The 19,258-nt window shown below is 47.0% G+C and carries 20 protein-coding genes; 12 read left to right on the top strand and 8 right to left on the bottom strand.

The genetic code is table 11. The features are described 5' to 3' along the window. Window positions 1-37 precede the first annotated feature (37 nt). The 3 genes from D2V93_RS06320 to D2V93_RS06310 are packed head-to-tail and all read right to left on the bottom strand — an operon-like array spanning window position 38 to window position 3,512. Window positions 38-1,579: an acyl-CoA carboxylase subunit beta gene (locus tag D2V93_RS06320; RefSeq protein WP_119618859.1), complete on the bottom strand. Its 1,542-nt coding sequence runs from the start codon at window positions 1,577-1,579 to the stop codon at window positions 38-40. 5 nt (window positions 1,580-1,584) lie between these two features. Beyond that, complete coding sequence (accC, locus tag D2V93_RS06315; RefSeq protein WP_119618858.1) at window positions 1,585-3,027, bottom strand: acetyl-CoA carboxylase biotin carboxylase subunit; 1,443 nt, start codon at window positions 3,025-3,027, stop codon at window positions 1,585-1,587. Further along, window positions 3,027-3,512 carry an acyl-CoA carboxylase biotin carboxyl carrier protein subunit gene (locus tag D2V93_RS06310; protein ID WP_119618828.1) on the bottom strand — a complete coding sequence of 162 codons (486 nt, stop codon included), beginning with the start codon at window positions 3,510-3,512 and terminating at the stop codon, window positions 3,027-3,029. Before D2V93_RS06310 ends, accC begins: the two co-directional genes overlap by 1 nt. Window positions 3,513-3,687: 175 nt before the next feature. On the opposite strand from D2V93_RS06310, the gene udk reads away from it, so the two are divergent. The 12 genes from udk (at window position 3,688) to D2V93_RS18750 (ending at window position 14,374) form a co-directional block, all read left to right on the top strand. Continuing rightward, complete coding sequence (gene udk, locus D2V93_RS06305) at window positions 3,688-4,296, top strand: uridine kinase (protein ID WP_119618857.1); 609 nt, start codon at window positions 3,688-3,690, stop codon at window positions 4,294-4,296. Between the two features lie 2 nt (window positions 4,297-4,298). Next, a complete protein-coding gene (locus D2V93_RS06300) occupies window positions 4,299-4,631 on the top strand; it encodes an FtsB family cell division protein (protein ID WP_072877584.1) in 333 nt (110 codons plus the stop codon). After that, on the top strand, window positions 4,624-6,009 hold the full coding sequence (locus D2V93_RS06295) for a methylmalonyl-CoA mutase subunit beta (RefSeq protein WP_119618827.1): 1,386 nt from the start codon (window positions 4,624-4,626) through the stop codon (window positions 6,007-6,009). The genes D2V93_RS06300 and D2V93_RS06295 overlap by 8 nt, the downstream gene beginning before the upstream one ends. Further along, complete coding sequence (scpA, locus tag D2V93_RS06290; protein ID WP_119618826.1) at window positions 6,002-8,074, top strand: methylmalonyl-CoA mutase; 2,073 nt, start codon at window positions 6,002-6,004, stop codon at window positions 8,072-8,074. The genes D2V93_RS06295 and scpA overlap by 8 nt, the downstream gene beginning before the upstream one ends. Before the next feature lie 133 nt (window positions 8,075-8,207). After that, window positions 8,208-8,981: a ParA family protein gene (locus tag D2V93_RS06285; RefSeq protein WP_119618825.1), complete on the top strand. Its 774-nt coding sequence runs from the start codon at window positions 8,208-8,210 to the stop codon at window positions 8,979-8,981. Beyond that, the gene (locus D2V93_RS06280; protein ID WP_119618824.1) at window positions 8,982-9,890 is read left to right on the top strand and encodes a ParB/RepB/Spo0J family partition protein; all 909 of its coding nucleotides are present in this window, start codon (window positions 8,982-8,984) and stop codon (window positions 9,888-9,890) included. It abuts the gene before it with no gap. Further along, window positions 9,883-10,509 (top strand): DUF5683 domain-containing protein, encoded by a 627-nt coding sequence (locus tag D2V93_RS06275; RefSeq protein ID WP_245978105.1) that lies wholly within the window; start codon window positions 9,883-9,885, stop codon window positions 10,507-10,509. The genes D2V93_RS06280 and D2V93_RS06275 overlap by 8 nt, the downstream gene beginning before the upstream one ends. A 3-nt stretch (window positions 10,510-10,512) precedes the next feature. After that, a complete protein-coding gene (dapB, locus tag D2V93_RS06270) occupies window positions 10,513-11,214 on the top strand; it encodes a 4-hydroxy-tetrahydrodipicolinate reductase (RefSeq protein ID WP_119618823.1) in 702 nt (233 codons plus the stop codon). 48 nt (window positions 11,215-11,262) lie between these two features. Further along, on the top strand, window positions 11,263-13,002 hold the full coding sequence (gene lepB / locus D2V93_RS06265; protein WP_119618822.1) for a signal peptidase I: 1,740 nt from the start codon (window positions 11,263-11,265) through the stop codon (window positions 13,000-13,002). 41 nt (window positions 13,003-13,043) lie between these two features. Then, window positions 13,044-13,403, top strand: a complete 360-nt coding sequence (locus D2V93_RS06260) for a four helix bundle protein (RefSeq protein ID WP_072877556.1) — start codon at window positions 13,044-13,046, stop codon at window positions 13,401-13,403. Between the two features lie 46 nt (window positions 13,404-13,449). Then, window positions 13,450-14,073 carry a WbqC family protein gene (locus D2V93_RS06255; RefSeq protein WP_262696653.1) on the top strand — a complete coding sequence of 208 codons (624 nt, stop codon included), beginning with the start codon at window positions 13,450-13,452 and terminating at the stop codon, window positions 14,071-14,073. Beyond that, window positions 14,066-14,374: a DUF6122 family protein gene (locus D2V93_RS18750; protein WP_119618820.1), complete on the top strand. Its 309-nt coding sequence runs from the start codon at window positions 14,066-14,068 to the stop codon at window positions 14,372-14,374. The genes D2V93_RS06255 and D2V93_RS18750 overlap by 8 nt, the downstream gene beginning before the upstream one ends. Here the strand turns inward: D2V93_RS18750 and D2V93_RS06245 are convergent. Genes D2V93_RS06245 through D2V93_RS06225 form a run of 5 tightly spaced genes read right to left on the bottom strand, consistent with a single transcriptional unit; the run spans window position 14,363 to window position 19,149 of the window. Continuing rightward, entirely contained in the window at window positions 14,363-15,412 is a 1,050-nt protein-coding gene (locus D2V93_RS06245; protein WP_119618819.1) for an endonuclease/exonuclease/phosphatase family protein, read from the bottom strand. The two genes, D2V93_RS18750 and D2V93_RS06245, sit on opposite strands and share 12 nt — an antisense overlap. A gap of 3 nt (window positions 15,413-15,415) precedes the next feature. Further along, window positions 15,416-16,279, bottom strand: coding sequence for a rhomboid family intramembrane serine protease (locus tag D2V93_RS06240; protein ID WP_119618818.1), 864 nt, complete (start codon window positions 16,277-16,279; stop codon window positions 15,416-15,418). Window positions 16,280-16,282: 3 nt separating this feature from the next. Beyond that, on the bottom strand, window positions 16,283-17,017 hold the full coding sequence (locus D2V93_RS06235) for a rhomboid family intramembrane serine protease (RefSeq protein ID WP_072877545.1): 735 nt from the start codon (window positions 17,015-17,017) through the stop codon (window positions 16,283-16,285). Next, window positions 17,018-18,865, bottom strand: coding sequence for a DNA mismatch repair endonuclease MutL (gene mutL / locus D2V93_RS06230; RefSeq protein WP_119618817.1), 1,848 nt, complete (start codon window positions 18,863-18,865; stop codon window positions 17,018-17,020). Beyond that, window positions 18,865-19,149 carry a riboflavin synthase subunit beta gene (locus tag D2V93_RS06225; RefSeq protein ID WP_072877541.1) on the bottom strand — a complete coding sequence of 95 codons (285 nt, stop codon included), beginning with the start codon at window positions 19,147-19,149 and terminating at the stop codon, window positions 18,865-18,867. Before D2V93_RS06225 ends, mutL begins: the two co-directional genes overlap by 1 nt. Window positions 19,150-19,258: the final 109 nt, after the last annotated feature.

Below are 19,258 nucleotides of genomic sequence, written 5' to 3'. Positions count from 1 at the left end.
CTATATTGGTGAAATTCGTGTCAAACCGACACAAAACCTACAACGGAATGTTCCCATGTTTCTTCCATGGGGTCTGCACTTCTTTCTTCTCCAACATCGCATAGGCCTTCAACAGTTTGCGCCTTGTATCCTTCGGTAAGATGACCTCATCAATAAAACCGCGTTCCGCAGCTCGATAGGGATTGGCGAATTTTTCGGCATATTCGCCCTCTTTCTCCTTTAACTTGGCCACTGGGTCGTCCGCAGCGGTAATCTCGCGCCTAAAAATGATCTCACTGGCTCCTTTGGCCCCCATTACCGCAATCTCGGCACTGGGCCATGCAAAATTAAAGTCCGCCCCAATATGCTTGGAATTCATCACATCGTAGGCACCGCCATACGCTTTACGGGTAATCACCGTAACCCGTGGCACAGTCGCCTCACTCAGGGCATAGAGCAATTTGGCCCCATGCATGATGATCCCGCTCCACTCCTGGTCCGTTCCCGGTAAAAATCCAGGGACATCCACCAAAACAAGCAATGGAATGTTGAACGCATCACAAAAACGGGTGAATCGGGCCGCTTTCTGCGAACTCCTCACATCCAACACCCCTGCCAAAAACATAGGTTGATTGGCAATGACCCCAATACTTCGCCCGCCCAAACGGGCAAAACCTGTGATGATATTTTCCGCAAAGTCCTTATGGATCTCATAGAACGTGTCGTTGTCGATGATACCCTGGATCACATCGTGCATATCGTACGGCTTGTTGGGATTGTCGGGCACAATAGTGGAAAGTTGCTCCCGAAGCTCATCACCAAGCTCATACGGTTTCAACTTGGGACGCTCGGTATTGTTCTGGGGCAGGTAGTCCAACAATCGTTTGATATCATCCAAACAAGTGGCATCGTTGGAAGCTGTCCGGTGTGCCACGCCAGACTTCGCCGCATGTGTGCTGGCCCCGCCCAATTCTTCGGAAGTGACCTCTTCGTTGGTCACCGTTTTCACCACATTCGGACCTGTGACGAACATGTAACTGGTCTCCTCCACCATCACAATAAAATCCGTCATGGCCGGGGAATAGACTGCACCCCCGGCACAGGGGCCCATGATGGCCGAAATCTGCGGAATGACGCCCGAAGCCTGCACGTTTCGGTAAAAAATATCGGCATAGCCTCCCAAAGACCTTACCCCCTCTTGGATCCTCGCCCCCCCGGAATCGTTCAAGCCCACAATGGGCGCTCCTACCTTCATGGCCAGGTCCATCACCTTACAGATTTTTTCAGCATGGGTCTCGGACAAGGCACCACCAAAAACCGTAAAATCCTGGGCATACACATACACGAGTCTTCCATTAACGGTACCATACCCTGTCACCACCCCATCCCCGTAGTAAATCTCCTTGTCCATCCCAAAATCAGTGGTGCGGTGGGTGACCAAGGCTCCCATTTCTTCGAAGGAACCTTCATCCAAAAAGTATTGGACCCGCTCACGTGCTGTCAATTTTTTCTTTTGATGCTGCTTTTCAATTCGTTTTTCCCCACCTCCCAAAAGGGCTTGGGCCATTTTCTCCTGCAGTGTCTTTATTTTGTCGTCCATTGGGTTCAATTTGATGGCAACCGTACTGTTTTTTTGTCTTCCAAATATTGATAGAGTGCAACCAGTGCAGCTACTTCAGCTTGTTTGGCATTGCGCTCTTTGATGTTGTCCGGAGCATAATGGTTTTTCACAAAGTGTGTATCAAAATTGCCCGAACGAAAGGCTTCATGAGCAAAGACAAAACTCCCGAAGGGCAATGTGGTCTGTACGCCCTTCACTTTGTATTGCTTGATGGCATCCAGCATCAACGCTATGGCCTCTTCCCTGGTTTTACCATAGGTAATAAGCTTGGACAGCATAGGGTCGTAGTAGATGGACACGTCCATGCCTTCCTCAAAACCATCGTCCACACGGATACCTTGTCCACTGGGCGGTCTGTATATTTCCAAGGTTCCCACACTAGGCAGAAAATCGTTCAAGGGGTCTTCTGCATACACCCGAAGCTCCACGGCATGCCCTTGGATTTTCAGGTCTTCCTGCTTCATGGGCAGTTCTTCCCCTCGCGCCACCCGGATCTGTAATTCCACCAAATCCACCCCTGTGATTATCTCGGTGACGGGGTGTTCCACTTGCAAACGGGTGTTCATTTCCAAAAAATAGAAATTGTGGTCGGCATCCATCAGAAATTCCACTGTACCGGCCCCGATATAATCGCAGGCCTTGGCCACTTTGGTGGCCGCTATACCCATTTTTTCTCGGAGTTCCGGGGTCAAAATGGATGAAGGGGCCTCTTCCACCACTTTTTGGTGCCGTCTTTGCACACTGCATTCCCGCTCAAAAAAGTGGAGGACGTTCCCGTGGGTGTCCGCCATCACCTGTACTTCGATATGTCTGGGTGACTTCACATATTTTTCCAAGAACACCGAACCATCCCCAAAGGCAGAGGTAGCCTCGCTGATGGCGCGTTTCATGCCCGATTCCAGTTCCTCTTCCTTCTCCACAATGCGCATTCCTTTGCCCCCACCACCTGCGGATGCCTTGATCAGAATGGGATAGCCTACTTCCTTTGCGATCTTTTTGGCCTTGGCCACATCGGTAATGGCCTCGTCTATGCCGGGGACCATGGGAATATCGTAGGCCTTGACCGCCTCTTTGGCCGCCAATTTGCTTCCCATCATTTGGATGGCCTTGGATTTGGGGCCAATGAAGGTGATCCCACTTTTCTCGACAGCTTCGGCAAATTCAGCATTTTCGCTCAGGAACCCATACCCGGGATGGATGCCATCGACACCAAGTTTCTTGGCCGCATCAATAATCTTATCCCCCCTCAAATAGGATTGGTTGGAGGGTGCCTCGCCAATGCAAACAGCCTCATCGGCAAACTTCACATGGGGTGCGTTCCTGTCCGCTTTTGAATATACGGCCACGGTTTGGATGCCCATTTTTTGGGCAGTTTTCATCACACGGACCGCAATCTCGCCGCGGTTGGCAATCAATATCTTTTTCATCATTCAAACGCTATCAACAATTGCTTTTTATCAACAGTGTCGCCTTGCTTCACGGCCACCTGTTTGATCACTCCCTTTCTCGGGGAAGTAATGATATTTTCCATTTTCATGGCCTCCAAGACCAATAGTTGGTCCTCTTCGTCCACTTCTTGCCCTGCTTCAACCAAAATATCCAAGATAAGGCCGGGCATAGGCGCGTAAATGGAATCGATGTTCTTGGCCCCATTGGTGGCAAATCCCATTTTTAGAATGAGTTCATCCAATGGTGTGAAGATGGATGTCGTGTATTCACTTCCATTGACTGAAATGGTATAGGTGCCTTCATTGAAATCGGATTCCAGGATTTCAACAGCGTAGGATTGTCCTTTTTGGAGCAAGTGAAGGCTGGTTTTCCCTGTTTTGATCAAATCCAATGCCGCGATTTCATCGTGCGAAAACGTAAACTCTAGATCCCCATCCACTTTTATCGAGTACGAACTGTCCATAAGATACTTCCTTTGGTTAGTAGGATAAATATAAGAGTATTGGTTTGGAATTGCACAAGACATTCCGGTTATCCTATGTCTTGATTTGCAGATGGACATCATTTTACCTGCTAAAGGACCGGATGATGGCAGCAGATATATTCAAATGTTTATTTTTGAGGTCAAATTGGTTCGTATGCTGATCTTAGGGATTGCCGGGGGCACCGGTTGTGGAAAAACGACAGTGGTCAATCAAATCGTTGACCAACTTCCTAAAAATGAGGTAGGTGTCATTTCACAGGATTCGTATTACAAAGACCTTTCCCATATGGAACGAAAGGAGCGGGGAAAAGTCAATTTTGACCACCCGAACTCCATTGATTTTGATTTGCTGATCTCCCATATGATGCAACTGAGAGAGGGAAGGACCATCCAGATGCCAGTATATTCCTTTGTGGAGGAAACACGTTTGGAAGAGACGATTCCGACCCCGCCCCGGAAGGTGATGATCGTTGAGGGCATACTGGTGTTGAGCAACCCAAAGCTCCGCGACCTGTTCGACATTAAGATATTTGTACATGCCGACTCCGATGAACGGTTGATCCGCAGATTGCAGCGTGACATTAGGGAACGGGGACATGACCTGGACAAGGTGCTCACCCGCTACCAGACCGCCGTAAAGCCCATGCACGAACAGTTCATTGAGCCTTCGAAGGAGTTTGCGGACATCATTATCCCGAACAACCACTACAACACGGTGGCCGTGGACATTGTGAGGACCATCATCAACAATAAACTGGCATAGCCATGGGCTTGAAAGAATTAAAACAGAAAAAATGGTTCAAAGTCTTTACCAATACGTATATTTTGGTACTGACCATTTTTGTGATATGGATGGCCTTTTTCGATACCAATTCCCTATTGATCCACATGGAGCTGCGGAACGAGATCAAGAAACTGGAGAAACAGAAGGATTTCCTCAAAGAGGAAATTGCAAAGGACAAAGAGATCCTCGAAAAGATGTCCGACAAAGATGAATTGGAAAAACTGGCCCGCGAAAAATATTACATGAAAAAGGAAAAAGAGGAAATCTTCCTTATCGAGTATGAGGATAGTTTGAAAAACAAAAAAGATGACTGACAGTGGCCTATTTGACGAATTTCCCGAAGTCTCCGCCAAACAGTGGAAACAGAAGATCCAATATGACCTAAAAGGGGCCGACTACAACGACACCTTGGTCTGGGAATCGTTGGAAGGCATCAAGGTAAAGCCCTTCTACCATTCTGAGGACATGGAAAGCACCAAGACCTTTCCCCTACCCGAAGGTCATACGTGGCAAATTGCGGAGACCCTCTATGCCGGAGACCCAAAAAAAACGAATGCAAAGGCCTTGAACGCCCTCAAAAAGGGAGCTGGCAGCTTGATCTTTACCATTCCCGATACCAAAACAGATTTCTCGGCCCTTCTTGCCCATATTGATTTGGAAACGACCCCGATCCATTTCAATTTTGAGTTTTTGGACGTGGAACCCATCAAACGGCTATTGTCCGTGACCGATGGCAAAAAAGCGAATATATTTCTCAACTTAGACATTATTGGTCATTTGACCAAAGATGGAAACTGGTTCCACAACCTGGAAAAGGACCATGACCTGCTCAAGGAAATCCACGGGCTGGGCAACTTTCCAATATTGGGTGTCGATGTTTCCCATTATCAAAACGCAGGTGCAAACAAGGTGCAACAACTGGCCTATGGATTGGCCCATGCCAATGAGTACCTGAACCATTTTGCGCATGTCATCCCAAGCGTAGTCGAGGGATCTTTTCCGATCGTGTTCAAAGTGGCCGTGGGCAGCAACTATTTCTTTGAAATAGCGAAATTGAAGGCATTGCGTTGGTTATGGAAAAGCATCGCCCCTTCATACGATTTAAATAACGACTGCCACATTCTTGCCGTGCCCACCAAACGGAACAAGACCCTGTACGATTACAACGTGAACATGCTCCGTACCACTTCCGAATGCATGTCTGCCGTACTGGGCGGTGCTGATACGGTATGTAACCTTCCCTATGACGCCATTTACCACAAGGACAATGAGTTTGGCAGCCGCTTGGCCCGAAACCAATTGCTGTTGCTGAAAGAGGAGAGTTATTTTGACAGCACTTCAAATGCTTCGGAAGGAGCTTACTACATCGAATCGCTCACCCAACAACTCGCGGAAAAAGCCTTGGCGTTATTCAAACAGATAGAGGCTTCGGGCGGATTTTTGGACGCCTTGAAAAAAGGGACCATACAGCAAAAAATCAAGGAAAGTGCCGCAAAGGAACAACAGCTTTTTGATGAGGGGAAGATCATATCATTGGGAACGAACAAATACCAGAACCCCCAAGACCGCATGAAAGATGATCTGGAGCTATACCCCTTTGTGAAGACACAGCCCCGAAAAACCCTTATTGAGCCCATTATAGCCCGAAGACTAGCCGAAAGCCTGGAACAAAAACGATTGGACAATGAGTAGAAAGAACCTTCAACATTTGGAACTCTCTGTCAGGTCGAGCGCAGTAGAGACCCAGAATTTCGAGCATGCCAACTTCGCGGCAGGCATCCCCCCCTTCCTTCGGGGCCCCTATTCCACCATGTATGTGAGCAGACCATGGACCATCCGCCAATATGCAGGATTTTCCACTGCCGAAGAGAGCAATGCCTTCTACCGCAGAAACTTGGAAGCAGGACAAAAAGGACTTTCGGTCGCCTTTGACCTTCCCACTCACCGAGGGTATGATTCCGATAATGAACGTGTTGTTGGGGATGTGGGCAAGGCTGGGGTCGCCATAGATTCCGTGGAGGACATGAAAATTCTCTTCGATGGCATTCCGCTGGACCAAATGTCCGTTTCCATGACCATGAACGGCGCCGTGATACCCATTATGGCCTTCTACATTGTGGCTGCCTTGGAGCAGGGCGTGCCCATGGAAAAGCTTTCCGGGACCATCCAGAACGATATTTTGAAGGAGTTCATGGTGCGAAACACCTATATCTACCCTCCTACGCCTTCCATGCAGTTGGTGGCCGATATTTTCGAGTTCACCAGCAAACATATGCCGAAGTTCAACAGCATCAGCATTTCTGGCTACCACATGCACGAAGCTGGTGCCCCTGCGGCCATGGAGTTGGCCTACACTTTGGCAGATGGAATCGAATACATCCGGACCGGGGTCAAGGCCGGCATGAAAATAGACGAGTTTGCCCCACGTCTTTCCTTTTTCTGGGGGATAGGGATGAACCATTTCACGGAGATTGCGAAAATGCGTGCCGGTCGTATGCTCTGGGCCAAACTGGTGCAGCAATTTGAACCGAAAAATGAAAAATCGTCCATGCTCCGTACCCACAGCCAGACCAGCGGATGGAGCTTGACCGAGCAAGATCCCTTCAACAATGTGGCAAGGACCACCATTGAGGCCATGGCTGCGGCCTTGGGTGGAACGCAGAGCCTGCATACCAATGCTTTGGACGAGGCCATTGCCCTTCCCACGGATTTTTCTGCACGTATTGCACGGAACACACAGATCTATCTTCAGCTTGAAACCCATATCACGAGAACAGTGGACCCTTGGGCGGGTAGCCATCTTGTTGAAAAATTGACCCAAGAAATAGCCCAAGAAGCCTGGGAACTCATCACGGAAATTGAAAAACTGGGTGGAATGACCAGGGCCATCGAAGCTGGCATCCCAAAAATGCGCATTGAGGAGGCAGCAGCCAAAAAGCAGGCCCGGATAGACAGCGGACAGGACATTATTGTAGGCGTGAACAAATACAAATTGGAGAATGAGGACGAGCTCCAAATTCTGGAAGTGGACAATGTAAAGGTCCGCAAGCAGCAGATGGAGCGACTGCAACACATCAAATCCACCCGAAATAACGCTGCGGTCAAAAAAACCTTGGAAAACATAAAAGTAGCGGCCAAAAAAGCTGTGCGTAAGGAGACCGACCGCGAAAATTTATTAGCTTTAGCAGTAGAAGCGGCCAAAGAACGAGCTACTCTGGGTGAAATCAGCGAGGCCATGGAGAGTGCCTTTGGACGCTACAAAGCAAAAATCCAATCCTTTTCTGGAGTGTATTCCAAAGAGATCAAAAACGACAAAAGCTTTGAAAAGGCCCGAAAAATGGCCGATGAATTTGCCGTTCAGGAAGGCCGTCGCCCTCGCATCATGGTGGCCAAGATGGGTCAGGACGGACATGATCGCGGAGCCAAAGTAGTGGCAACAGGTTATGCCGACCTCGGTTTTGATGTGGACATAGGCCCATTGTTCCAGACTCCTTCGGAAGTGGCCAAACAGGCCGTGGAAAATGATGTCCACGTCTTGGGCATCTCGTCCCTGGCCGGGGGCCATAAGACCTTGGTCCCTGAAGTGATCCAAGAACTCAAAAAACTAGGGCGGGAGGACATCATGGTCATTGTCGGCGGTGTCATTCCCAAACAGGATTACGGATACCTATTGGAACACGGTGCCGTAGCGGTGTTCGGACCTGGCACTACGATCAGCGATGCTGCCATAGAAATACTCAACATTTTGATGGACTAACTGCTTAACGATCTAATACAGATAACTTTAACTTTCTTTAACGCGCAAAGCACCCGTTATTCACCCCTTGTTAACAAAATACATTTTCTGGCATCTTAAATAATCGTATTTTTAGCACCTAACTTACTATGAAATGGGCAAGATAATTGCTATTGCGAACCAAAAGGGCGGTGTGGGCAAAACAACCACTACGGTAAACCTTGCAGCCTCCCTTGGCGTATTGGAAAAGAAAGTATTGCTAATCGACGCCGACCCCCAGGCCAATGCAACATCTGGCCTTGGCATCGATGTGGATTCCGTGGAATATGGAACTTATCAACTTTTGGAACATACCATGAGCGTGGACGAGGTCATTATCCCAACGGATTCGCCCAATGTGGACCTTGTACCCGCACACATCGATCTTGTGGCCATTGAAATAGAACTGGTGGACAAGGACAACAGGGAATACATGATGAAGGAAGCCTTAAAGGACCTTGGTGACCGATATGACTTTGTGTTGATCGATTGCGCTCCATCCCTGGGCCTTTTGACCCTGAACGCCCTTACGGCAGCAGATTCGGTCATGATTCCCATCCAATGTGAATATTTTGCGTTGGAAGGCCTTGGTAAGCTCTTGAATACCGTAAAAAGTGTACAAAAAATACATAACAATGACCTGGACATCGAGGGTATGCTATTGACCATGTACGATTCCAGGCTCCGCTTGTCCAACCAAGTTGTGGAAGAAGTGAAAAAACATTTTGCCGATATGGTGTTCGACACCATCATCCAAAGAAATGTGAGACTGAGTGAAGCCCCAAGTTATGGAGAGAGCATCATAAAATATGATGCCAGCAGCAAAGGTGCCTCCAATTACCTTAACTTGGCCAATGAAATTTTGAAGAAAAACAAGGAGAAAGTTTAAATGGCGAAAGCAACTAAAAAACAGGCTTTGGGAAGAGGCCTGTCCGCCCTATTGAAAGATCCTGAGAACGATATCCAATCCGTTTCGGACAAAAACGCGGACAAGGTGATAGGAAATGTGGTGGAACTGGACATCGAATCCATCGAGATGAACCCGTTCCAGCCCCGCTCCAACTTCAATGACGAGGCCCTTGAGGAATTGGCCAGTTCCATTCGGGAGTTGGGCATCATCCAACCCATAACCGTTAGAAAACTGGATTTCAACAAATTCCAGTTGGTATCCGGGGAGAGAAGGTACCGTGCCTCCAAACTGGTGGGCCTGGAGACCATTCCCGCCTACATCCGCATCGCCAACGATCAAGAATCCTTGGAAATGGCCTTGGTAGAAAATATCCAAAGGCAAGACTTGGACCCCATTGAGATTGCCCTTTCCTACCAACGACTCATCGATGAGATCCAGATCACCCAAGAAAAACTGAGCGACCGCGTAGGAAAAAAACGCTCCACCATCACCAATTATCTACGCTTGTTGAAACTTGACCCCATCATCCAGACTGGGATGAGAGATGGGTTCATCAGTATGGGACATGGTAGGGCACTCATCAACATCGACAAGAAAAAGGACCAGATCTCCATCTACGAAAAGATTGTTTCCGATGGCCTGTCCGTCCGTGATACCGAACAATTGGTGAAGGCCTACAAGGAGCCAGAAAGCCAAACAGCGACCCCGAAGAAAAAAGGCAGCAAGGATGTTCCCGGATTTGTATCCAAGGGCATCGAAGCCCTCAAGGAACACCTTTCCGCAAAAGTGGACATTTCCGCCTCCAGCAACGGAAAAGGCAAAATCGTGATTCCTTTCCATTCCGAAGAGGAATTCAAGCGAATAAAAAAATTGTTGACAGGTGAATAAAAACCTTCTCTTTTTGTTCTTTGCCTTGTTGTTTGTGCACATTGGTTTTTCCCAAGAAAAAGAGGAAACAGGCAAGGAAGAACCCCAACCCCAAGAAGTGGATTCCTTGGCCCAAAATTTGGAAGGTGAGGGCGTCACTTTTGAAGAGGTGACCAAAAGGGAAAGTGTGAATCCCCTTGCCCCCAGCAAAGCTGCATTCTATTCGGCAGTATTTCCCGGTCTTGGACAGATCTACAACAAACGCTACTGGAAAGCTCCCATTGTCTGGGGCGCCATCGGCACCGGAATCTATGTCTATTCCAATAACAATACCGAATATAAAAGGGCAAGAAATGCTTTCAAGCGACGATTGGCAGGCTTTACCGATGATGAATTTTTTGGCCGAATTTCCGACGAGGCCCTAGAGGGAGCCCAGGAGAACACCCAAAGGGACAGGGACCTGGCCCTGGTCATCACCATTGCACTCTATGCCCTGAACATCATAGACGCCAATGTGGACGCGCACCTTAAACAATATAATGTTGACGACAATCTTGCGGTTGACTTTCAACCTTATATAGATGTAAACCCCGTGACCAACCAACCCAACTATGGAATGGCCCTGGTCGTAAAATTTTAGTATATGAACATTGCTTTGTTCGGTTATGGCAAAATGGGTAAGATGATTGAACAAATCGCCCAAGAAAGAGGCCATACCATTGTAGCAAAAATAGACGTCGGTACGGCGGATGTGGATTACGGCGCCATGGACGTTGCCATAGATTTCAGCACCCCCGATGCCGCCTTTGAAAATATCACCAACTGTTTCAAGAACGGTGTGCCGGTCATTAGTGGCACCACGGGATGGTTGTCCCGATACGAAGAAGCCGTGGAACAGTGTACGGAAAACAAAGGCGCCTTTATCTACGCATCCAATTTCAGTTTGGGTGTGAACATTTTTTTTGAACTGAATTCACATCTGGCCAAAATGATGTCCAAATTGGAGCAGTACAAGGTTTCCATGGAAGAGATCCACCATACCCAAAAGCTGGATGCTCCCAGTGGGACTGCCATTACCTTAGCTGAAGGGATTATTGGGAACTCTTCGTACAGCGACTGGAAATTGGATACCGCTGGTGATAAGATCATTCCCATAACATCAATCCGGGAGGGCATGGTGCCCGGCACCCATAGTATCTGCTACGAAAGCGATGTGGACAGCATTGAGATAAAGCACACAGCGCACAATAGGCAAGGTTTTGCCCTTGGAGCCGTGATCGCGGCGGAATGGATCAAAGGAAAAACAGGTGTCTTTTCAATGAAGGACGTGTTAAACCTAAGCTAAAAAACGTAACAACAATTTAGGCAGTTAGTCTAACAAAGAAAATTTTATATGGACGGTACACAGTGGATCATTTTTATCCTGATCATCCAGATCATCCATTTTTTGGGTACTTGGAAACTATATGTAAAAGCAGGACGAAAGGCTTGGGAGGCCGCCATACCTATCTACAATGGGATCGTATTGATGAAGATCATCAACAGGCCCAAGTGGTGGGTCATCTTGTTGTTCATCCCCATCATCAATTTATTGATGTTCCCTGTGGTGTGGGTAGAGACCATCCGAAGTTTTGGCAAGAGCACCCTCTTGGATACCTGGTTGGTCATCCTCACTCTTGGGTTCTACATTTATTACATCAACTACGTAGAAGATGTCATCTATATCGAAGACCGTAGCCTAAAACCTAAAACCGGTCTGGGCGAGTGGGTCAGTTCCATTGTGTTTGCCATAGTGGCCGCAACTTTGGTGCACACCTATTTCATCCAGCCCTATGTGATACCAACAGGATCGTTGGAGCGCACCCTACGGGTCGGGGACTTCCTTTTTGTGAGCAAGTTCCATTATGGTGCCCGGGTGCCCATGACCACCTTGGCCGCCCCAATGGTACACGATACACTTCCCGTCCTCAAAACAAGGTCATATTTGGCCGATGTGGACCCGGAGACCGCCAAGACTTCCTGGATCAACAAACTGCAATTGCCCTATATGCGCTTGCCCGGTTTTGAAAGGGTGGAAAAAAATGATATTGTGGTGTTCAGTTTGCCCTCGGATACCCTGTACCAATTCTTCAAAGCACAAAAAGCGGTCATAAAACCTATAGACAAGAAATCCAATTACGTAAAACGTTGTGTGGGCACGCCCGGGGATTCCCTTTCCGTGGTTGATGGCTTTGTGCACATCAATGGAAAAAAACTGCAGCTTTCCGACAGGGCCAAACCTATGTACGATTATGAAGTGTATGCAAAAAATGGGGTGTCCAGTCGTTATCTGGAAGAAGTGGATGCATCGGATTATCTGCGTAAATACATTGCCCCCAGTATAACAGAAGCACAGTACAATGCGTTGGTCCCCTTTGCCATGGGAGCCAACCGTAAACAAGATGGCAAAATAGAGATCATCACAGAGGAAAAAGGAATCCCCACGGATGTCATTCGACAATTGAGGCTTTCCTTGACCGAAGAAAAACCTTTGGCGCGGGTTGCCAACATGACCGCCGAAATGGTGGAAAAATTGCGTCAAAACCCGGCCATCGACTCCGTGGTGATGACGCTTGAGCCCAAAGGGGTATATGGTGGTTCCTTCCCCCAAAAACCCAACCTCTATCCGTGGAACAATGATAATTTTGGACCCATTTATATTCCGGAAGCCGGTGCAACTGTGGAGATTAATTCCAAAACCATCCCCCTGTACAAAAAAATCATCAGGGACTATGAGCACAACGATGTCGAGGTCACAGGGAACAAAGTGCTGATCAATGGGCAAGAGGCCAACTCCTACACCTTCAGACAGGATTATTACTGGATGATGGGTGACAATCGCGACCATTCCGAGGACAGTAGGACCTGGGGCTATGTCCCTGCCGACCACATTGTGGGCAAGCCGGTTTTCCTTTGGATGAGTTTCGATAATTTCACAGAGGGCATTGCAAAATGGAGGCCCCGATGGGAACGTGTCTTCACCACTGTGGGTGGTAGCGGGGAACCTGTATCATACCGCTGGTATTTTGTTGTTGCAATTATCGGCTGGTTTGTGTTTGACTTCTTCCGAAAGCGAAAGAAGAAAAAGGCCTGATCTGTTTTTACGTTGATTTGTTGGTCTGAACTTATAAATCCATGTTTACATACTCTTTCGAAAAACTTGATGTATGGAAAGAAGCCAAGGAGTTCACAAAAGAGATATATGCCGTAACTGCTCGATTTCCAGAGCTTGAAAAGTTTGGTCTGACATCTCAGATGAGAAGGGCCGCTGTATCGATTTGTTCAAACATTGCGGAAGGATCGGCTAGAAAAACAAACAAAGACAGGGCTCATTTCACAACAATTTCATTTAGTTCAGCAGTGGAAATTTTAAATCAATTAATTTTATCATCTGAACTAGGTTTCTTGGATTTGGAAGATTATCAAGATTTGAGACTCAAATTGGAAAGTATAACCAATAAGCTCAACTCTCTTAGAAATTATCAGACCAAATAGCCAACCACAAACATTTCCAAATATCAAATCAACAGATAAACAAATATTGCTCCACCCCACCTATTTTCCGAACGTAGCCTCTTTTGCCGCGATGGTTCAAAATGATGTGGTTTGGGAAGCCGAAGACAATTTCCAGAAGCAGACCTATCGAAACCGCTGTTACATCTGCACGGACAAGGGAAAACACATGCTCAACATTCCCATCAAACATGTAGGGGGCGATGAGGGCAGACAAAAATATGCCGATGTGGAAATGGACAACAGCTACCCTTGGAAAAAACAACATTGGCGCACCTTGGAAACAGCCTACAGGACGTCCCCTTTCTTTGAATTCTATGAAGATGAGATAAGACCGCTGTATGAAGGCACGGACACCTCCCTATATGAGTTCAACTTAAAGACCATTGAGGTGGTCGGCAACTGTATAGGGGTGGAACTTCCCGCAGCAAAGACTGAGAAATTCCAAATGGAGCCTACCGAACTTTTGGATACCCGTTTTTTGGTAGAGGCCAAACGAAAAGGGAAAATACCATTGGAGCCTTATCCACAAGTGTTCGAAGAACGGCATGGATTCATTTCTGACCTGAGCATACTGGACCTTTTGTTCAATGAGGGCACCAATGCCCTTGCCTACCTGAAGAACCAATCTTTGCATTTGTCCCATGCTTAGGCACATGGTCCATTATGGTATCCATTTTTTGGTGCCCATCCTTATTGCTGGCTGGTTTTTCAAAGGTAATCGGCTGCAAATCGCATTGATCTTATTAGCGGGTATTCTTATCGATGTAGATCATCTGCTGGCAGATCCCTTATTTGACCCAAATCGTTGTAGCATTGGTTTTCATCCTTTGCACAGCTATTGGGCCATTTTGGTGTATTGTATCCTTCCTTTTTTTAAAACTACCAGGGTTATTGGTCTAGCGCTTATCATCCACATTTTAGCGGATATGTTGGATTGCTTATTGATGTGAATTGAGCCGAAGAGTGGCCATCACGGGGTAGTGATCGGACAGTTTTTCTTCAAAATTCACATGGTCTAGGACTTCAAAATCCGGATCGGTCAAGATATAGTCTATCCGGATGGGAAACTTCAAAAGATCATATGTACGGCCAAATCCCGTTCCTCTCTCAAAATAAGAATCATTCATATCTCCTTTGATTGTATGGTAGACATTCGAGTATTGCGTATTGTTGAAGTCGCCTACCACAATTTTCTTGTACGGTGTGGCATCCATACTTTCCCTGATCAGCTCGGCCTGTTCGTATTGTTTTAGCATTACCCTCCTCGACTTTGCAAACAATCGGGAGGATTCCTCCCTTTTGATGGTGTTCAGGTTGGGTTCAATCCTAAAGGATTGTAAATGGACATTGTAGACCCGTATGGTGTCCTTGTCCATTAGTAAATCCACATAAATGGCATTGTTGGCGCTACCGGGAAAAACAATGGAATCTATTTTCAGAATGGGGAATTTGGAATAGACACCTTGGATGACTTTTCCAGAATGTTTTCCATAAACAAAATCAACAAACTTGTGCTTGTACTGACCGAGAGCATTGTTGCGCTTCATGGCGTAGAGTGTCTCTTGGAAGCAAACAATATCAGGGTCCTTTTTCGTTACAAAATCATAGATAAGGCTATCCACATTGTCCATATCCAACTGCCCCAGCTCATTAAAACTTCTTGCATTGAAAGACATGATGGTCAATTCCGTATCATCATCTGGCACATGTTCACTTTTTCGTGGAAACCGATAAAATGGTCCCAAGAGCACATACCAAAGCACCAACAAAATTCCTGACAACAGCGCATTTCTTTTCCTCTTGAAGATCCAATAAAGCAAAAACAACAAGTTGACGATCACCAGCAAGGGGACAATCAGGCTTAAGATAGATAGCGATGGGATCAACGTAGTGGGAACATAGGGCACAAGCAGGGATATGGCCAGCACCAGTGCGAACACCGTGTTCAAAAAAAAGATGATCTTATCAAAAAATGAGAGGTTTTTCACAAATCAATCTTCCTTACCTGCTTTAAACAAAAAGTCCTTTTCTTCTTTGGACAGACTCTCGTATCCCGACTTGCTGATCTTGTCCAGAATGGTATCGATCCTGCGTTGTCTGGCCTGCCTATCATAATCTGCCTGGCGGTCCGCAGCGGTATTTTTTCTATATACGGTCTTCAACGGGGCCTTTTTCTCCTTTGGTTTGAACAGTTGCCCGATGGAATTTCTCAGCTTGGTGAACCCTGCTCCGATATCATTCCCATTCAGCAATTGCCGGGCATACATGTAGCCTAAAAAGGCCCCTCCCAAATGGGCCAACCGCCCCCCAATATTTCCTCCATAGGGTATCTGAATCAAATCCACCAGAACAAAAAACACCCCAACATACCATAATTTGATGTTGAAGAAAATCACCCTGACCTCTTGATTTGGGATATACGCACAAACAAAAATCAGCACGGCCGTTACCCCTGCCGATGCGCCAATAAGGGCCGTATTCGTATTCAACAGGGTTGGGAACACATTGTAGCTGAGCAGAAAGACCAGCCCACCCACGATGACACCCAAAAAATATACATTGATGAACCTTTGGGCATCAAAAAGGTTCAGGAAGATGCGACTGGCGAAATAGAGCATGAGCATGTTCCAAAAGATATGCCCCAATCCCGCATGGAAAAAGGAATAGGTAACCAATGACCACGGTTGTCCAACAAACTCCAAAAAGTCCTTGGGCAAGTGGAACCAGTGGGACACCGAATAACCCAACAAGGCTGTTGACAACCCGTCCAGAATAAAGATCAGGACATTGACAACAATCAGTTTCTCAGCTATGCTGAGCCTGGCAAATTGATATTGAAGCCCGCCATTCGTCATAGATCAATCCCACCTTTTATTGTTGAACTGGTCCTTTTTCCAGTACCACATCATTATAAAACCTATCAGGGCACCACCAATATGCGCGAAGTGGGCCACTCCCGTGTTCACGTTCCCTATACCAAAGATCAGATCCACGGCGATCAGTATGGGCACGAAATATTTTGCCTTGATGGGTACGGGCAGAAAGATGAGCATCAACTTGGCCTCGGAATACATAAAGGCGAAGGCCACCAAAATACCATAAATGGCCCCTGAAGCACCTACTGCAGGTGTGTTGAATGCGGTCAACATACTGTCAATTGTACTTTTGGGTGCCAGATCATACCAACCAGGGCTGTACTGTCCATTGGACAAAATATCCAAAACCTGCGTTCTGGCAATGCCAGCTCCTTCCAAAGCACTCAATCCTTCGTTGAAAAGGAAATAATTCACCCCTGTGTGCAACGCCGCAGATCCCAATCCGGCGGAAAAATAGAAGAACAAAAACTTGCCCTTGCCCCATATCTGCTCCAAAGGCGTTCCGAAGGCCCATAACGCATACATATTGAACACAATGTGCATCAAGTTACCATGCATGAACATATGGGTGACCACTTGCCACCATTCAAAATTGTTGTTCTTGGGAAACCAGAGCGACATCCATTGGTACATTTGGTCCCCATATAGTTGTGTGGCAAAAAACAAGATCACATTGATGATCAACAAATGCTTTACTGCCTCGGTCATTCTACCCATCTAACTGAATTTTTTATCGATATCCCCTTCGGAGATAATGGTGTACGTTAATTTCTGGAACGGGCTCAAAGAGGGTTCCTTGCATGCAAATAAGTTGTCCAAAAGGGCCAACTGCGATTCTTGGTCCAAAACCTCGCCGGTCCGTACCGCCAAGTTCTTGGAAAGCACTTTGGCCAGAACCTCAGCTTGGGAAACAGAACCATCACTGAACCCTTCCGTATAATCTGCGATGAGGCGATCCAATACCGTGCCAATCCCACTTTCGGGGACCACCAACGGGACGCCTGTCACTTTTACAGTCTCCTGTTCCAGACTTTCAAAGGCAAAACCAATGTTAGTCAGGCTTTCCTTGATTTCGCTCAGAACAGCCAGTTCCTGCTTGTTGAAGGTCAATTCCATCGGAAACAACAATTGCTGGCTCAAACCTTCCTTGACCGTGATCTCCCCTAAAAACTTTTCAAAAAGGATGCGTTCATGCGCCCTGTTCTGGTGGATGACCAGCATTCCGGACTTGACCGTGCTCACTACATATTTCCGCCGCAGCTGAAAGGTGGAGGCCAAATGCCCTGTCCCGTCATCCGAATACAAAGTGCCCTGCTCCTCGCTTTCCGACTCGATGACCACATTGCTAAAGCCTTCAATATCGGTACTTTTTTCCAACCCTTCGTACAGCCCCTCCCAACCCTTGACGCTGGTTTTTTGATAGGCTCCGCTACCCATACTTCTTCGCTCCGGGGTTTGCTGAAAGGGATTGAAACTGGCATCCACGGTAATCTTGGGCAAGGTCGCCCCCTTTTCTTTGTACGAATAGGGCGTATCCAGATTCGGGTCATGCTCAAAATCAAGTACCGGGGCCACATTGAACTGCCCCAAGCTATGCTTTATGGTCGATCGGAGAATAGCGTAGAGCGTGTTCTCATCATCAAATTTCACTTCAGTCTTTGTGGGATGGATGTTGATGTCGATGGAAGACGGGTCCACTTGCAGGTACAGAAAATAGCCCGGATACAGGTCCGATTTAATCAAACCTTCAAATGCGGCGACCACGGCATGGTGCAAATACGGACTTTTGATGAATCTGCCATTGGCAAAAAAGAACTGTTCCCCCCTACTCTTCTTTGCAAATTCGGGCTTGCAAACAAATCCAGAGATTTTGACCACCTCCGTTTCCTCTTGCACGGGCACCAATCTACCGTCCATCTTACTGCCAAAAATATGGGCAATACGCTGACGGTGTTTGGCTGATGGCAGGTTGAAAATATCCGAACCATTATTGTAGAAATGGAACTCGATATCGGGGTGCACCAAAGCCACCCTATGGAACTCATCGGTGATGTGACGAAGCTCCACTTGATTGGATTTTAAAAAATTTCGCCTTGCCGGTATATTGAAGAAGAGGTTTTTCACCGAAATGGAAGTCCCCTTTGGGGCCGCCACAACTTCTTGGGATACAATTTTGCTCCCTTCGATCTTGATATGTGTGCCCACTTCATTGGTTACCGTTCGAGTATGCATATCCACATGGGCAATGGCCGCTATGGAGGCCAAGGCCTCTCCTCGGAAACCCTTGGTCTGTAAATTGAACAGGTCTTGTGCTGATGATATTTTGGAAGTGGCGTGGCGCTCAAAAGATAACCGGGCATCGGTTTCACTCATCCCATCACCATCATCGACCACTTGGACAAGGGTTTTTCCGCCATCCTTGACGATCAGTTTGATGGTCTTGGCCCCGGCATCGATTGCATTTTCCATGAGCTCCTTGACCACAGAGGCGGGCCGTTGGACGACTTCCCCTGCTGCAATCTGGTTGGCAACATGGTCTGGCAAAAGTTTGATGATGTCAGCCATTAGGGATTCAGGAATATCGATAGGTCGAAGTCGATGATAAAAAGGAACAGCAACACCAATATGCCCACTATGATCAGAAGACGCAGCTTCAGGTTCTTGTCCCCTTCCATTTTCAAATCGTCCATTGCAGATGAAAACTTGTTCTTGAGTCCTCTATTGGTATGTGCCGTACTTCGAAACTTATCCAGTTTGTGTTCTATTTTATACGGATTGCCCTCCCCCTTGTAGTAGCGTGGTGAATAATCAAACGATTTATTTTTCCTAAGTTTTAAGGGGTTTCGCATAACATCCTTCTCCGTGTCACCTCAAAGGTACTCAAAATAGAAAAAAGGCATTGGAAGGTGCTGCCAAAAAATGTTAACACTTTCGGATTGTTGGATAGCTATGCTAATG

Source organism: Flagellimonas taeanensis (genome assembly GCF_003584105.1).
Lineage (GTDB): Bacteria > Bacteroidota > Bacteroidia > Flavobacteriales > Flavobacteriaceae > Flagellimonas > Flagellimonas taeanensis.
The sequence above is the reverse complement of the archived record's forward strand: the minus strand, read 5'-3'. Positions and strand labels throughout refer to the sequence as shown.

Coding starts and splice junctions, on each gene's coding strand:
- D2V93_RS06320 (WP_119618859.1), bottom strand. CDS start 1,579: ATGGACGACAAAATAAAGACACTGCAGGAGAAAATGGCCCAAGCCCTT.
- accC (WP_119618858.1), bottom strand. CDS start 3,027: ATGAAAAAGATATTGATTGCCAACCGCGGCGAGATTGCGGTCCGTGTG.
- D2V93_RS06310 (WP_119618828.1), bottom strand. CDS start 3,512: ATGGACAGTTCGTACTCGATAAAAGTGGATGGGGATCTAGAGTTTACG.
- udk (WP_119618857.1), top strand. CDS start 3,688: ATGCTGATCTTAGGGATTGCCGGGGGCACCGGTTGTGGAAAAACGACA.
- D2V93_RS06300 (WP_072877584.1), top strand. CDS start 4,299: ATGGGCTTGAAAGAATTAAAACAGAAAAAATGGTTCAAAGTCTTTACC.
- D2V93_RS06295 (WP_119618827.1), top strand. CDS start 4,624: ATGACTGACAGTGGCCTATTTGACGAATTTCCCGAAGTCTCCGCCAAA.
- scpA (WP_119618826.1), top strand. CDS start 6,002: ATGAGTAGAAAGAACCTTCAACATTTGGAACTCTCTGTCAGGTCGAGC.
- D2V93_RS06285 (WP_119618825.1), top strand. CDS start 8,208: ATGGGCAAGATAATTGCTATTGCGAACCAAAAGGGCGGTGTGGGCAAA.
- D2V93_RS06280 (WP_119618824.1), top strand. CDS start 8,982: ATGGCGAAAGCAACTAAAAAACAGGCTTTGGGAAGAGGCCTGTCCGCC.
- dapB (WP_119618823.1), top strand. CDS start 10,513: ATGAACATTGCTTTGTTCGGTTATGGCAAAATGGGTAAGATGATTGAA.
- lepB (WP_119618822.1), top strand. CDS start 11,263: ATGGACGGTACACAGTGGATCATTTTTATCCTGATCATCCAGATCATC.
- D2V93_RS06260 (WP_072877556.1), top strand. CDS start 13,044: ATGTTTACATACTCTTTCGAAAAACTTGATGTATGGAAAGAAGCCAAG.
- D2V93_RS18750 (WP_119618820.1), top strand. CDS start 14,066: ATGCTTAGGCACATGGTCCATTATGGTATCCATTTTTTGGTGCCCATC.
- D2V93_RS06240 (WP_119618818.1), bottom strand. CDS start 16,279: ATGACGAATGGCGGGCTTCAATATCAATTTGCCAGGCTCAGCATAGCT.
- D2V93_RS06235 (WP_072877545.1), bottom strand. CDS start 17,017: ATGGGTAGAATGACCGAGGCAGTAAAGCATTTGTTGATCATCAATGTG.
- mutL (WP_119618817.1), bottom strand. CDS start 18,865: ATGGCTGACATCATCAAACTTTTGCCAGACCATGTTGCCAACCAGATT.
- D2V93_RS06225 (WP_072877541.1), bottom strand. CDS start 19,149: ATGCGAAACCCCTTAAAACTTAGGAAAAATAAATCGTTTGATTATTCA.